Annotated in this window: 15 protein-coding genes; 6 read left to right on the forward strand and 9 right to left on the reverse strand. The window is 47.7% G+C overall.

The annotated features are described in order from the left end of the window. Positions 1-125 precede the first annotated feature (125 nt). The gene (locus LEPBO_RS0111500; protein ID WP_017287716.1) at positions 126-731 is read left to right on the forward strand and encodes a LabA-like NYN domain-containing protein; all 606 of its coding nucleotides are present in this window, start codon (positions 126-128) and stop codon (positions 729-731) included. Here the strand turns inward: LEPBO_RS0111500 and LEPBO_RS0111505 are convergent. The 6 genes from LEPBO_RS0111505 to LEPBO_RS0111535 form a co-directional block, all read right to left on the reverse strand. Next, the gene (locus LEPBO_RS0111505; protein WP_017287717.1) at positions 710-2485 is read right to left on the reverse strand and encodes an ABC transporter ATP-binding protein; all 1776 of its coding nucleotides are present in this window, start codon (positions 2483-2485) and stop codon (positions 710-712) included. The genes LEPBO_RS0111500 and LEPBO_RS0111505 overlap by 22 nt on opposite strands. 131 nt (positions 2486-2616) lie before the next feature. Then, positions 2617-2877 carry a hypothetical protein gene (locus tag LEPBO_RS0111510; protein WP_017287718.1) on the reverse strand — a complete coding sequence of 87 codons (261 nt, stop codon included), beginning with the start codon at positions 2875-2877 and terminating at the stop codon, positions 2617-2619. A gap of 96 nt (positions 2878-2973) precedes the next feature. After that, a complete protein-coding gene (locus tag LEPBO_RS0111515) occupies positions 2974-4575 on the reverse strand; it encodes an iron uptake porin (RefSeq protein ID WP_017287719.1) in 1602 nt (533 codons plus the stop codon). 157 nt (positions 4576-4732) lie between these two features. Next, on the reverse strand, positions 4733-5008 hold the full coding sequence (locus LEPBO_RS0111525) for a MoaD/ThiS family protein (protein ID WP_017287720.1): 276 nt from the start codon (positions 5006-5008) through the stop codon (positions 4733-4735). Positions 5009-5042: 34 nt separating this feature from the next. Next, positions 5043-6344 (reverse strand): threonine synthase, encoded by a 1302-nt coding sequence (thrC, locus tag LEPBO_RS0111530; protein ID WP_017287721.1) that lies wholly within the window; start codon positions 6342-6344, stop codon positions 5043-5045. 115 nt (positions 6345-6459) lie between these two features. Continuing rightward, the gene (locus tag LEPBO_RS0111535; RefSeq protein WP_017287722.1) at positions 6460-6717 is read right to left on the reverse strand and encodes a MoaD/ThiS family protein; all 258 of its coding nucleotides are present in this window, start codon (positions 6715-6717) and stop codon (positions 6460-6462) included. Between the two features lie 82 nt (positions 6718-6799). Here LEPBO_RS0111535 and LEPBO_RS0111540 point away from each other — a divergent pair, with 82 nt between their 5' ends. Continuing rightward, positions 6800-8788, forward strand: a complete 1989-nt coding sequence (locus LEPBO_RS0111540; RefSeq protein ID WP_017287723.1) for a serine/threonine-protein kinase — start codon at positions 6800-6802, stop codon at positions 8786-8788. A 108-nt stretch (positions 8789-8896) separates the two neighbouring features. Continuing rightward, entirely contained in the window at positions 8897-9178 is a 282-nt protein-coding gene (locus LEPBO_RS0111545) for a hypothetical protein (RefSeq protein WP_197693272.1), read from the forward strand. On the opposite strand, the gene coaBC is transcribed toward LEPBO_RS0111545, so the two are convergent. Together coaBC and LEPBO_RS0111555 are read right to left on the reverse strand one after the other, a co-directional pair. Beyond that, positions 9127-10380: a bifunctional phosphopantothenoylcysteine decarboxylase/phosphopantothenate--cysteine ligase CoaBC gene (coaBC, locus tag LEPBO_RS0111550; RefSeq protein ID WP_017287724.1), complete on the reverse strand. Its 1254-nt coding sequence runs from the start codon at positions 10378-10380 to the stop codon at positions 9127-9129. The genes LEPBO_RS0111545 and coaBC overlap by 52 nt on opposite strands. Positions 10381-10645: 265 nt before the next feature. After that, the gene (locus tag LEPBO_RS0111555; RefSeq protein ID WP_017287725.1) at positions 10646-11518 is read right to left on the reverse strand and encodes a PRC-barrel domain-containing protein; all 873 of its coding nucleotides are present in this window, start codon (positions 11516-11518) and stop codon (positions 10646-10648) included. 124 nt (positions 11519-11642) lie between these two features. Between LEPBO_RS0111555 and rplU the strand changes: the two genes are divergently transcribed. Together rplU and rpmA are read left to right on the forward strand one after the other, a co-directional pair. Continuing rightward, the gene (gene rplU / locus LEPBO_RS0111560) at positions 11643-12053 is read left to right on the forward strand and encodes a 50S ribosomal protein L21 (protein ID WP_017287726.1); all 411 of its coding nucleotides are present in this window, start codon (positions 11643-11645) and stop codon (positions 12051-12053) included. 35 nt (positions 12054-12088) lie between these two features. Further along, positions 12089-12349: a 50S ribosomal protein L27 gene (gene rpmA, locus LEPBO_RS0111565; protein WP_017287727.1), complete on the forward strand. Its 261-nt coding sequence runs from the start codon at positions 12089-12091 to the stop codon at positions 12347-12349. Between the two features lie 72 nt (positions 12350-12421). Here the strand turns inward: rpmA and LEPBO_RS0111570 are convergent, their stop codons facing one another. Then, positions 12422-12997 carry a DUF2854 domain-containing protein gene (locus LEPBO_RS0111570; RefSeq protein ID WP_017287728.1) on the reverse strand — a complete coding sequence of 192 codons (576 nt, stop codon included), beginning with the start codon at positions 12995-12997 and terminating at the stop codon, positions 12422-12424. A 167-nt stretch (positions 12998-13164) separates the two neighbouring features. On the opposite strand from LEPBO_RS0111570, the gene LEPBO_RS0111575 reads away from it, so the two are divergent. Next, entirely contained in the window at positions 13165-13479 is a 315-nt protein-coding gene (locus tag LEPBO_RS0111575; protein WP_026148573.1) for a hypothetical protein, read from the forward strand. Positions 13480-13627 lie beyond the last annotated feature (148 nt).

Below are 13627 nucleotides of genomic sequence, written 5' to 3' on the forward strand. Positions count from 1 at the left end.
TATCCTCAGCCAGACCTGCATTTTCAAGAAAAATCAGGTTAAATCTAAAGAAAGTATTAAGTTATTAAAATTTCGTCGTTTTTGCCCTGTTATCAAAGTGTTCTTATCGTTTAGGAGCGGTTTCAATGCAGCTAGTCCCCAGACCGTCTCACTCCTCCTTTCCGGAAAATTCTTCTTTAGGCAAAACTTCTCAATACAAACAACTGATTCCCTCTGATCCAGAAGAACGAGTCGTCATCCTGATTGATGGTGCAAACCTGTTTTATGCAGCGATGCAGCTTGGCATGGAGATTGACTATACTCGCCTCTTACAATGCCTAACCGGAGATCGATCGCTAGTTCGCGCCTATTTCTACACCGGAGTCGATCGCGCGAACGAAAAGCAACAGCGATTTCTCTTATGGATGCGCCATAACGGATTCCGGGTTGTCTCTAAAGAGCTAATTCAGCACCCAGATGGCTCCAAAAAAGCGGATCTCAACATTGAAATGGCGGTGGATATGATCACCCTTTCCCAGCACTGTGACACGATCATCTTGCTCAGCGGCACAGGCGACCTCACCTATGCCGTTGATCATGTGTCCTATCGCGGAGTCAAAATCGAGGTCGTTAGCCTACCGACGATGACCAGTGACAGCTTGATTCATGTGTCGGATCACTTTATCGATCTCACCCACCTCAAACCCAATATTGAGAAGCTCCGTCCCGCTCAAGAGCGAATACCCGACTGAACTCGCCACAAGGCAGCATAAACGCCATCATGAGCCAGTAATTCTTCATGCGTTCCTTGCTCCACAATGCGCCCATACTCCATTACATAAATGCAGTGTGCCTGTCGAATTGTCGAGAGACGATGCGCGATCGCAATCGTCGTGCGATGTTGGGTGATCGTATCCAGTGATCGCTGAATGGCTGCCTCAGTCTCGTTATCGACTGCAGAGGTTGCTTCATCCAAAATCAAGATAGGTGGATCTTTCAGAATGGCACGCGCGATCGCCAGTCTTTGTCTTTGCCCACCCGATAATTTCTGACCGCGTTCTCCAACGATCGTGTCATACCCTTGGGGTAAAGCTTCGATGAATTCATGCGCTTCAGCGAGTTTCGCAGCTTGCATAATTTCTGCACGACTCGCCTCAAAACTGCCATATGCAATGTTTTCCGCCACCGTTCCATGAAACAGGAAAACCTCTTGACTAACCCAACCAATACAGCGTCTCAGATCCCGGAGTTGCAGCTCTCGAATATCAATTCCATCAATCAGAATTTGCCCTTGCTGAATTTCATAAAATCGCAGCAGCAATTTGACTAAGGTGCTTTTCCCTGAACCCGTCGCGCCGACAATGCCAATCGTCTGTCCCGCCGGAAGATGCAGAGAAAGATTCGTCAAGGCAGGCGTGCGATCTGGGTATGCAAAAGTAATGTCTCGAATCTCCACTTCGCCTCGAACTTGATGGGTCGGAAAAGCTCGATTTCCAGTGGGAATTGCGATCGGTGTATCGAGCAAATTCATGACGCGGTTAATCGATGCCATCGCTCGCTGATATTGATCCAAGGTCTGTCCCAATTGCGTAAAGGGCCACAACAACCGTTGGATAATGAACACCATAAATCCATATGTTCCAACCGATAGCCGACCATTTGCTGCTTCCAATCCGCCGAGAAACAAGGTTGCAGTAAATCCAACCAGAATCACAAATCGAATCAACGGCACGAATGCAGCAGAAAGTGCGATCGCGTTTCGATTACTGCGGCGATACGCTTCACTCTCAATGCCAACTCGTTCGAGTTCATAATCCTCAGCCGTAAAGCTTTTAATCGTTGCAATCCCTGACAAGTTATTTGCCAATCTGGCATTGATCAAGCCTGACTTCTGTCGCACATCGGCATAGCGAGGGGCAAGCATTTTCTGAAACACCAACGTGCCCCAAATAATGAATGGAATCGGCAACATTGCCAGCCATGAAACCGAAGGTGCAAAGGCAATGAACGTTCCACCGACGAGCAATACAGTCGTGAAGAATTGCAGAATCTGATTGGCACCACTATCGAGAAAGCGCTCAAGCTGATTGATATCGTCATTGAGAATGGCAAGTAAATTGCCTGTTGTCTCAGTTTCAAAAAAGCTTAGCTCTAACTCTTGCAAATGCTGATAGGCATCGAGCCGCAAATCATGCTGCATGGTTTGGGCGAGATCTCGCCATTGTCGATCGTAGAAATATTCAAACAGGGATTCTAACCCCCAAATCAATAAGGTCAGAAATGAAATGACCGTTAACTGTCCTGGAATGCTTTTCACCCCAAGTTGAGCAATCCAAGATTGATCCCGCTTAACGACGATATCCACTGCAATCCCAATCAGATAAGGAGGCGCAAGGTCAAATGCCTTATTGAGAACAGAGTTGAGACTCGCTTGTAGTGCTTGAGAACGGTAAATGCGATCGTAGTTAAACAACCGTTGCAGTGGGTGAGGCTTCTTCTGAGTCATAGCAACGTGATTTTAGGAAATCTCACCATACTACAACTTGTGGTATCGCATTTCAACAAACAAATAGAGAGATGTAGCGCTTACATCTCTCTATAAAATATCCTCACAGAGAAAAATTGTAATTGACAATGCTATTGCTGCATGGAAGGAGCCGAGAAAATCCGGCTGCTCAATGGCACTCTGGTTTGGATCTTTTGAGCAACGGGTTTTTCCGCATCGGATTGTGACACGAGAACGGGCTGATCCTGCTTTGGAGCTTCTTTCTGCACGACAACCTGCTGATTCTCAGTAACAGGTTGCTGGACTTCAGGAGCCGTCTCAGCCACTGCCGGATTGACCATCGCACCTGCAAAACTCAAAAGAACAATCGAACGCAAGAGTGAAGAAGACATAATCAGCGTGAAAAATGGATGCTCACACCCTAGTCCTTCTCCCTAGTCGATCGCGTTGAGCACTTCTACTGATTTTCTTGTGAAGAACTGATAAACCTAGAATGCGAAAGTTGTCCGGACAACCCCTGTCACAAACGAATCGCTATCTGGTGTATGTCTAGGTTGAATGATCCAAATCAGTCCAGGGGTCACACTGATATTGTTATTCAGCTGCCAGCGGTAGAACGCTTCAACGTGTGTCGTCGTTCCAGGTTGTCCACCTGAGCGACCCAATCCAGTATTGAGTGAATCCGGAATATTACTCCCGATGGGTAAGCTACTCCGCGTAATTTTCGGTGGCTGTCCCACATACAGACCTCCCAGATTTCCTTTGCCAAACAGATCCAGGAAATTCAAGTAGACCATGTAATTCGTCGTCTCAACTCGGCCCGATTCGCCCGGAATGTAAGAGTTGGTATAGCCAAACCATCCTCCCAGATTTAGCCGCGGATTAATTTGCCAGTTTACCGTTCCCCCAAATGCATTGGTTTGAGTAGGAGCAGAACTTCCGCGTACCGGATCGATCGCTGTCAGTTGAGCATCCCCCACAAAACTAAGCAACTGACCATTCGGAGAATAGTTGTTGATGTAGTACAGGGCAACATCGACTTGATCGGTCGGAGTCACAGCAAGCTGGACACCTGCTGTATTGTGTCCTTTGCCGCCAATTGAGTTAGGGAAGAATCCAGGAATATTGGTGGAGTAAATAGCCTGCAAACTTGCCCGCTTGGCAAATTGCCAATCAAAAGCAACGCCACCTCGACCAAAGCCAATATTCAAGATCGGATTACGCTGAGCAAAGTAAGAAACCGGGCCTGTAAATGCTCCTTCAGCTCGATTAGGTCCTCGAAATGCCAAACTGCTGTAAATGCCTTCTGTTCCAACCATCCCGACCAATTTGTCCGTGACCATAAAGTGATATTTTAAGTCACTGATATAGAGGGGGAATCCACCAGCGTCATAGCCGACTCGAGCATCATTGGTGAGCCGAGGATCGCCACTTCCATTTTGTTGCCAGAATGCGAAGTAGAGAAAATCGCGCGGGCTGAACTGCGTGGTGAAAGACAGATAGTTGTTTGTGATGACATTAAAATTCGTTCCTGGATCATCGGTATCCCGTTGCCCATCTCTGGGATTACGATCGCCCCGATTGGGTGTCCTTCCCTGTACGCCAATGACCGAAAATCCATTCATTTTGGTCGTGGTCGAAAACTGTTGAGATTCGAGCTTTGCAGTGCGTGCTTCTAGAGTGTCAACCTTACCTCGAAGTGCAGTTAACTCCGATGAGAATTGAGTTTGCAGCGTTTTCAGTTTCTCTAAGTCTTCCTGCTTGACCAAATCAGCGGTGCTAGGCGCAATCAGTTCATTCACACGATCAAGACAAGCATTCAAGCCTGCTGCAAATTCGTACCGAGTCAGGGCGCGATTGCCGCGAAAGGTTTTGTCAGGATAGCCTGCAATACAACCATAGCGCTCGACTAGAGACTGCAATGCCTGAAATGCCCAATCGGTCGGCTGAACATCGGTTAACTGAGAAACAGAAGTGACCTGATCTAATTCTGTTGCTTCAGGTGCTTCCGGCTCTCCTGCGATTGCAGGAAACGAAATGAAGCTCAGCAATAAACCGACAAGCAGACGATCGCGCAAACGTTGAGACATGATTGGAGAAGAACTCAATGATGCTCATCAATCTACGGATTTCCTCAGGGTTTCAATCCGTAATCTTGCCCAGGATTTTTATGTTCGTAGAAAACGCGAGAAATTTTACGCAAAAAAAAACTCGCCCTCATTGAGAGCGAGTTGAATTGAAATTGATTTAGCCGCCAGCGATCGCCGGAATGATGCTGACTTCATCACCATCTTTCAGTGCCGTATTCTCGTTATCGAGAAAGCGAATATCTTCGCTGTTGACATAGAAGTTGACGAAGCGGCGAAGCTTGCCTTGTTCGTCTACGAGACGAGCTTTGATGCCCGGACAGCTCGATTCGAGCGATTCTAGCAATCCACTGATCGTATCGGCACTGCATTCAACAGTCGCTTGATCGTTGGTAAGTTTTTGCAAAGGGGTGGGAATGAGGACTTTGACAGCCATAGTTCAGAAAATGCGTAAAAAGAACAGAAATTAATTAAACCAAAACTTGTTGCCACTCTAAGCGATCGAGGGTGCGAGATCTTTCTAAAGCACGCTCAAAGCTTTCCAGCTTCGGCTCGATCGTTAAGGGTTCACCGACGTAACCTTGAACCGCTTCTTGCGTCTTCAAGCCGTTACCCGTGATGTAAACCACAGTTGTTTCATCAGGATTGATCTTACCGGCTTCAACCAATTTCTTCAGAACTGCGATCGTGGTTCCACCTGCGGTTTCTGTGAAAATGCCTTCAGTTTCAGCCAAGAGTTTGATGCCATCTACAATTTCCGCGTCGGTGACCGATTCGATATTTCCATTGGTCTTCCGAGCAATGTCAACGGCATAAACGCCATCTGCCGGATTTCCAATTGCGATCGATTTTGCGATCGTGTTTGGCTTAACCGGAGAAATGAAGTCTCTGCCTTCTTGGAATGCTTTTGCGATCGGAGAACAGCCTTCAGCTTGTGCACCACTAAACCGCACTGCTTTTTCTTCGACCAATCCCACTTCGACGAATTCGTTGAAGCCTTTGTAGATCTTGGTGAACAACGAGCCAGAAGCGAGCGGAGCCACAATATGATCCGGCAATTGCCAGCCGAGTTGCTCGATCACTTCGTAGCCCAAGGTCTTCGACCCTTCTGAGTAATAAGGACGCAAGTTGATATTGACGAAGCCCCAGCCGTGAGTGTTTGCCACTTCAGAGCAGAGACGATTCACTTGGTCGTAGTTGCCATGAACTGCCATCAGGGTTGGGTTGTAGATTAAAGTTCCAAGAACTTTACCCGCTTCTAAGTCAGAAGGAATGAATACACAGCAATCTAAACCTGCGTGAGCCGCGATCGCTGCTGTTGAATTTGCCAAATTGCCAGTACTTGCACAGGAAACCGTCGTAAAGCCCAATTCGCGCGCGCGGCTCAATGCTACTGAAACGACGCGATCCTTAAAGCTGAGCGTCGGCATATTAACCGCATCATTCTTGATAAACAGCTTTTTCAGACCTAACCGACGTGCCAAACGATTTGCTTGAACCAGGGGAGTCATTCCGGTTCCGACATCAATCACATTGTCAGTTTCGACAGGCAAGAACTGACGATACCGCCAAATCGAGTTCGGGCCTGCTTCGATCGTTTCACGAGTGACCGTTTTGCGGAGCCAATCGTAGTCGTACTTCACTTCCAACGGGCCAAAGCACAATTCACAAACGTGAGTCGCTTTCGGTTCATATTCTGCGCCACACTCTTTACACTTCAGTGCTTCAAACGCAGATTGGCTGGAACGGGTTTTAGAATACGTTGCGGTCATCTCTCGAAACTCCCTAACTGCAAGCTTTTTATCGTTTGACTGTGATTTCGTTTGAAATCGTAGCACGGCAAAAATACGGAGTCAAACATACCCGACAAATTTTATCGGGTATAGCTCAACCGCCGCTCACAGGCGGGATCAAGACAATTTCGTCACCATTTTGCACAACGGTGTCCGGTTCGACAAATTGCAGGTTTACACCGAACCGAGTAATTTCTTTGAATGCAGAAAGTTCTGGATGCTCCAGGATTAAGCGATCGCAAATCTGCTCCACCGTTTGCCCAGTCGGGATTTCCAATGAGAGTTCGGGTACGCCATACGCATCCTGATATGCCGCAAAAAGTTTCACGGTTACGGTAATTGAATTATTCATTTCAGCAAAATTTACAAACGCTTGTTCAAAATCAGGCAGAAAAGATCAATCTAAAGATGACGATCCTCGCCCTTCTCTGAGTATGACGTACTGTATTAACCCGGATTGCCCCCAGCCTCAAAATCCAGATGGACTAGACTCCTGCCAAACTTGCGGTACAACATTAATCGACCGCCTCAGAGGGCGCTATCGCATTCTCGAACCCCTGGGGCAAGGGGGATTTGGGAAAACATTTTTGGCAGCAGATGACGATCGTCTTGGAACTCGCTGCGTCATTAAACAATTTTCCCCGCAACTGAAGGGCACAAAAGGACTAGAGAAAGCGATTCAATTATTTGAGCAAGAAGCGGTTCGCCTGCATGAACTGGGCGAACATCCGCATATTCCAACTCTGCTGGCATATTTTGAGCAAGACCAACGCTTATACCTCGTTCAGCAATTTATTGAAGGATCAACGCTCTCTCAAGAATTGAACAAAAATGGTCCTTTCAGCGAACAGAAGATTCGCGAGGTGCTGGTACGGCTCTTACCGCTGTTGAAGTTCGTTCACGATCGCAATGTGATCCACCGCGATATTACCCCTGCCAATATTATTCGTCGCAACATTGACGGGCGGCTCGTTTTAATTGATTTTGGAATTGCGAAGGTGCTCTCAGAAGAGAATGCCAGCAAGCCTGGAACTAAAATTGGCACAGAGGGGTATGCGCCGATCGAACAACTTCGTAATGGCAAAGCTTATCCAGCGAGTGATCTCTACAGCTTAGGTGCAACTTGTCTCTATCTATTGACGCAAGTGCGACCTGAAGACCTGCATGATCCGCTTTCGGGTAAATGGTTGTGGCGTGAACGCTTAGCCAGTCATGGCGGCGGTATTAGTGAAAATATTGGACAGATTCTCGATCGCATGTTGAAGGATTTAGTCAGCGAACGGTACCAAACTGCTGATGAAGTTATGCACGATTTACGCATGGCACTCTCAAAACCTGCGGTCGGTGCGGCTCCTCAGACTTCAATCCCCAGCCGTGGCAGAAGCATTCATCTTTCGGCGATCGCGTATCCTGCAACTCAACCGCCTGCTGACCTCCCATCTCCCTTATCTGCACCGCAAAGAGTTTCAACACCCCCGCCCCCGCCGTCTCTGCCTCTCAGCGCGACGCGACACTCTGGGATTCCGAAACCTCAGCCAAGAAAATGCTTCTACACGCTGACAGGTCACACCTCATGGGTCGTATCGCTTGCCATCAGTCCTGATCGTCGCACGCTTGTCAGTGGCAGCTTAGACGATCGCATTATGCTCTGGGATTTAACCACGGGCGAACGCTTAGGAACTCTAACCGGGCACAAAAACTCGATTAATTCACTGGCTTTTAGTCCTGATGGGCGAACGTTAATTAGCGCGAGCGATGACGACTCGATTAAAATGTGGCGACTGCCCACTGGAGAAATGATTCGATCGCTCCAAGGTCATTTGCGCGATGTGAACTCGATCGCAGTCAGCCCGGATGGGAGCTTTTTTGCCAGTGGTAGCGAAGATCGCTCGATTGGCATCTGGCGAATGAATACAGGTGAAATGATTCACAGTTTTACAGGCTTGTCTGGCATGGTGAAAACCGTAGCAATTAGTCCGAATGGGCAAATTTTGGCAAGTGGTGGATTGAACAATCTCGTCAAACTATGGAATCTGATCACAGGGCAACCTGTCAGAGAATTAGCAGGACATCAAAATTCGATCACCTCGATTGTGATCAGTTCAGACGGCAAACATTTAGTCAGCGCCAGCAAAGATAAAACGATTAAAATTTGGGAACCCAATACTGGGCAAGTGGTGCAAACTTTAACCGGGCATTCGGACATCATTAACTCGGTCGCAATTACGCCCGATAGTAAGACGCTCATTAGCGGTAGCAACGATAAAACCGTGAAATTGTGGAATCTTAATACTGGTGATCTAATTTGCACTCTGACGGATCATTCTCATTCTGTAAATGCGATCGCGATGAGTAGTGATGGTCAATGGTTTGCCAGCGGCAGTTCTGACAATACAATTAAAGTCTGGCAAACATTTCCCTGATGCCAAAAATGAGACGTAGGGATGAGCACCGATCGCCTTGGTTTCGATTACGCTAAAACTATTCGCTTCGATTCCGATCCTCTTATCCTTTCCCGGAACTCTAAATCGATGGATGCAGCTAGAAGCCCGCTTCGACGAATTGACTACTTGTTGCGTAAGGCTGACTATGTGAATTGGCATCGCCAGCAGAGTAATCGCCAAATTCTGCGATCGCAACAGGGATTTAGTGATGTAGAACCGTCTCGCCCAAGAGCTTGCCGAGGCTGTGCAAATTATCACGGGGTTGCCTACGGCTATAGCCGCGAGAGCCGCACTGCATTAGTCTGCGGATTTCATCCCTATGGCTGGCTAGACAGTTCAGATTGCCCAGATTGGCAGGAAATTCGCTGATGGATAAAGTCGAAGAGTTGGTGTGCAAGTTCTAGTTTTGTACAGGGTGGAATCGCAACTTGTCGTCCAGTGCGATCGATGAACACCGCTTGATTCGTCTCGCTTCCAAATCCACTATTGGGCTGATCAATCGGATTTGCAACGATGACATCTAAGTTTTTACGGTGCAGTTTTTCGAGTGCAGGAGTCACAAAATCTCCGGTTTGCGCGGCAAATCCAATCAAGTGTTGATTCGGGCGTTTCAAGGTTGATAGCTCTGCCAGAATGTCAGGAATGGGAACGAGGTCTAACGTCTCTGGTAATTGACTTTTCGGCAACTTAGCATCGCTGTAAAAATTAGGTTTGACATCCCCGACCGCAGCAGACATAACAATATAATCTGCACTGCTAAAGTTCTGTTTCATCGCTTGCTGCATGTCTTGTGAAGTCGTGACCGGAATGCACTGAATCGAGCGGAGGGGAGCGAGTAAATGCGAGTCGATTGGCGCGTGGACGAGGGTCACTTCTGCGCCTCTGTGTAATGCTGCTTGTGCGATCGCAATTCCCATTTTTCCAGTTGAAGGATTGCCGATAAATCGCACTGGATCAAAGTGTTCTCGCGTTCCGCCTGCACTGACGAGAATCTGTTTGCCTGTTAAATCGCGATCGTGAGTTTGTAAGAGCGATCGAATTTGTAGCAGTAATTCTTCTGGCTCTGCCATGCGTCCCGTGCCGACACGATCGCACGCGAGAATTCCTTCTCCGGGAGCAGCAGAGTGATAGCGTGTGTCAGACAACAGTTCGCGCCAATTACGTTGAGTCGATCGCTGTTCCCACATGTCGGTATTCATCGCAGGAGCGAGCAATATCGGACAGGTTGAAGCGAGAACTGTATTCGTGAGTAAATTGTCTGCAAGTCCATAGGTTAACTTTGCTAGTGTATTTGCCGTCAAAGGTGCGATCAGAAACAGATCTGCCCATTCGCCTAATTCGATATGCAACGGACGAGGACTTGACGCATCCCAAAACATTTGATCGGTGTAAGCAGGATTGCGGCTCAACGTTGCAAACGTCAGAGGTGTGACAAAGGCTTGAGCCGAATCGGTGAGAATCACGCGCACCTCAATTTGCTCTTTAGCTAGGGCTGAAACCACATGACAGACTTTGTAAGCTGCGATTCCGCCACCCACACCGATTAGAACTCGTTTTGGTATCTCACTCATTTTGTGATGACTAATTGTGATGATTCAGTAGATGGGCGTAATTCAACATCTGCTCGGCATCTGCTCGGCAAGTTCTCTCGCTTCGTTGCTCACCCGCCCCGGAATGAATTCGGGGCTAGCGGTGCGAAGTCCGCTCCGGGACTAACAGCCAATGAAAACGCTTTCTTCAGTGGGTTTCAACCCAGTTCGCACGGTTAGCCCTGGAATTCTATTCCGGGGCGGGACACAGACGAGAGCGACTCTCTTCCCATTTCATCTTCCTAATTTATGTCCAGTCATCATCGTCCCAAACATCTGAAGTGGAGGACTGCGATCGCTGAGATTGAGGTTGAGATTGAGGTTGAGGCGCTTTCACTTCTGGTTTTGTTTTAACTTCTGGCTTCTTGGATGGTTCCATTTCCCAATCGTCCCAGGGATCAGGATCAGAAGAAGGTGCAGTATACGGCTCGGTTTCTTCCAAGGCAATTTCTTCGACAAATTCATAGGTCTGTTCGGCAACTGATAGCGCTTTTTCTTTTAATCGACGCGCTTTTTCACGTGCCAGTTCAGCTAGCGATTTTACTTCTTGGCTGACTTGTTGAGTGACTTGCGATCGCTCTTCTTTCAGGCGATCTTTCACCTTTGAGAATTTCTCCTGAACGCCACCTCGATACACTGCAAACGATTCGACCGACTCTTGAGGCACAAGCACCCGCTGATTGCCAAATCGCAGAATATAGTTTGCTGGCAACAGATAAACGCTGCCGACAATGCCGCCCCACCCATCCGATACATAGAGATAATGTTGAATCTCGCCCGTTTCGAGATCGAATAAATAATCCACAATTCGACCGACCTGATCGCCTCGATCTGTCCAAACTTCGGAGCCAACCAGCGATTCGAGCTTCTTCACTTTCTCGGCATCGGTTTCAACAGGCGCAGAATTGACCAAAACGCCGTTACTGCCGATCGTGTCCAACTGATCGAGATTAAACGCCGTTTTCTTACTGCCAAGCCAACCCGACTTACAAATAAACCCAAGCACCCGATGCACTTTCGGATACATCCAAAGCACTTCGATCTGTCCTAGCTCTTGCATCGAACCGCGATCGAGGACAGTCTGATTCAGAACCTCACTTTGCCGAACGATCTCCGCCATATCTTGCCAAAACGCTGCTATTTCTTAGAGTTTATCTCGCAAATGCCAAAAATGTCGCTTGACATAAACGTGTTACATTTTGCATACTAGTTAACTGGCTATTAATTCATGCTCGGATCAGGTATTGGCAACTGCGATTCTCGACGATCGCGACCTGTACGGCGCTTATCAGGATAAACTCATGGCTCACGCAATTATCGAAATCGCAGGACAGCAAATTCGGGTTGAACCGAGTCGTTTTTATGATGTGAACCGTCTCGTCGGAGATGTAGACTCGCAGCTCGAAATCGATCGTGTCTTGTATGTGAATAACGCAGGCGAAGTTAGCATCGGTGCACCCGTTGTAGAAGGAGCAACCGTTCAGGCAACGATTTTGCGTCACATGCGCGGACGTAAAGTTCTCGTCTACAAGATGAAACCGAAAAAGAAAACCCGCAAAAAACGCGGTCATCGTCAAGAACTCACCCGCATCATGATCGATTCGATCACGGTCGGTGGAACCGCAATTGATACCAAAGATCAGCCGCGCGGTTAGTCTAGTCAATACAAGCACGAATTTCAGAGGAAATCATGGCTCATAAGAAAGGTACAGGAAGTACAAGAAACGGACGCGATTCTAACGCTCAGCGCTTAGGCGTGAAGCGTTACGGTGGTCAGAAGGTTTTGGCTGGAAACATCTTGGTTCGTCAGCGCGGAACCAAAGTGCATCCAGGTAACAATGTCGGACGCGGTAGCGATGATACCCTGTTCGCATTGATCGAAGGTGAAGTGAAATTTGAGCGCTTGGGCAAGAGCCGCACGAAAGTGAGCGTTTATCCTGTTTCGGCATAGATCGAAATCTGAGGATATTGAAAAGCCGCCTAAATTTTAGGCGGCTTTTTTGGTGTTGATGCTGTCTAGATTCTAAACAGGTGCTGTGACTGCGGGGACAGCAATGATGGATAAATCTACTCGTTCGTTTGCGGGTTGAGTCACATCAACGCGGACATTTGGGCCGAAGAATGAAGTCATTTTTTCAATCTTTTTCTGCCACATTTCCAGGGTAATAAAGGGCGAATCGAATTCGAGAATCATGGCGTAGGCTCCGTCGATATTCTCTTCGCGGATGCCAATGATTGTGGGTCGATCGTCATCGGTCGGAGCAAGACCCAAAAATTTCAAAGCGCTGTCTAAATGTGCTTCTTGCCCATAGCGATACCGAGTCAGGTCATCAAAAATTTGCTTCTGAGTGTCGGTCGCTTGGGTCGCTTTGAGTGCTTCTACTTCGGAAGTTGTGGGAATCGTCAGAGGCACGGGGCGAAGTTCAGTAATTTTGAGCGCTACGCCGCCTAGGAGTAACGGAATTCCATAGAAGAAGCCAATCATGTTGAGCGCTGCATAATTGAGCGCGTAGGCGGTAAATCCGATGATTGTGATGATGGCTCCTCCACCGAGGCACAACGCAGCCAAAGGAGGCAATCGACGAAGTAGCGATGACATAAGACGAGTTTTTTGCAAAGTTTGTTAACTTTTATTATCACCGCTTTCGGGAACGTGCAGCAAAGCGGATTGATTCTCGATCGCAGATTTACACAGGTTTACGTTTCTGCCCTTCGGAACGCAGGATCTTTTACCCTAGAAACTGTATTCAAAATGATGATTTCAATATGACTCGTGCTGTAATTAAGTTCTCGTCTGAAGATTGCGGAATTTGCCACAAAATGTCGTTCTATGACCAGAAAGTGGTGGAAGAATTGGGCTTAAGCTTTGTGGATGTGAAAATGCAGGATACCGCGACTTATCGGATGTATCGCAAGATTTTGTTGGCGCAATATCCGGATAAGGCGGATATGGGATGGCCGACTTACATTATTTGTGATTCACCAGAAGCGGAATTTAAGATTTTGGGTGAAGTCAAAGGAGGGCATCCCAAAGGAGAGTTTCGCAGCCGATTGCAAGCGATTTTGGCGGAATCGAATTAGTTAGATTTCGGCTACGCTTAGGGGATGGTTTAGTTACGCTTAGAGGATGTTTAAAAGGTAGTCGTTGAGACGCATTCGCCCGCCCCGGAATGGAATTCCAGGGCTAACTGTGCGAAGTCCTTTAAAAGGACTGCATTGCTCAAGCCTC

Source organism: Leptolyngbya boryana PCC 6306, assembly GCF_000353285.1.
Classification (GTDB): Bacteria; Cyanobacteriota; Cyanobacteriia; order Leptolyngbyales; family Leptolyngbyaceae; genus Leptolyngbya; species Leptolyngbya boryana.

What these genes read in the sequence shown, in the direction of transcription:
- LEPBO_RS0111500 (WP_017287716.1), top strand. Translation starts at nt 126, where the DNA reads ATGCAGCTAGTCCCCAGACCGTCTCACTCCTCCTTTCCGGAAAATTCT.
- LEPBO_RS0111505 (WP_017287717.1), bottom strand. Translation starts at nt 2,485, where the DNA reads ATGACTCAGAAGAAGCCTCACCCACTGCAACGGTTGTTTAACTACGAT.
- LEPBO_RS0111510 (WP_017287718.1), bottom strand. Translation starts at nt 2,877, where the DNA reads ATGTCTTCTTCACTCTTGCGTTCGATTGTTCTTTTGAGTTTTGCAGGT.
- LEPBO_RS0111515 (WP_017287719.1), bottom strand. Translation starts at nt 4,575, where the DNA reads ATGTCTCAACGTTTGCGCGATCGTCTGCTTGTCGGTTTATTGCTGAGC.
- LEPBO_RS0111525 (WP_017287720.1), bottom strand. Translation starts at nt 5,008, where the DNA reads ATGGCTGTCAAAGTCCTCATTCCCACCCCTTTGCAAAAACTTACCAAC.
- thrC (WP_017287721.1), bottom strand. Translation starts at nt 6,344, where the DNA reads ATGACCGCAACGTATTCTAAAACCCGTTCCAGCCAATCTGCGTTTGAA.
- LEPBO_RS0111535 (WP_017287722.1), bottom strand. Translation starts at nt 6,717, where the DNA reads ATGAATAATTCAATTACCGTAACCGTGAAACTTTTTGCGGCATATCAG.
- LEPBO_RS0111540 (WP_017287723.1), top strand. Translation starts at nt 6,800, where the DNA reads ATGACGTACTGTATTAACCCGGATTGCCCCCAGCCTCAAAATCCAGAT.
- LEPBO_RS0111545 (WP_197693272.1), top strand. Translation starts at nt 8,897, where the DNA reads ATGGATGCAGCTAGAAGCCCGCTTCGACGAATTGACTACTTGTTGCGT.
- coaBC (WP_017287724.1), bottom strand. Translation starts at nt 10,380, where the DNA reads ATGAGTGAGATACCAAAACGAGTTCTAATCGGTGTGGGTGGCGGAATC.
- LEPBO_RS0111555 (WP_017287725.1), bottom strand. Translation starts at nt 11,518, where the DNA reads ATGGCGGAGATCGTTCGGCAAAGTGAGGTTCTGAATCAGACTGTCCTC.
- rpmA (WP_017287727.1), top strand. Translation starts at nt 12,089, where the DNA reads ATGGCTCATAAGAAAGGTACAGGAAGTACAAGAAACGGACGCGATTCT.
- LEPBO_RS0111570 (WP_017287728.1), bottom strand. Translation starts at nt 12,997, where the DNA reads ATGTCATCGCTACTTCGTCGATTGCCTCCTTTGGCTGCGTTGTGCCTC.
- LEPBO_RS0111575 (WP_026148573.1), top strand. Translation starts at nt 13,165, where the DNA reads ATGACTCGTGCTGTAATTAAGTTCTCGTCTGAAGATTGCGGAATTTGC.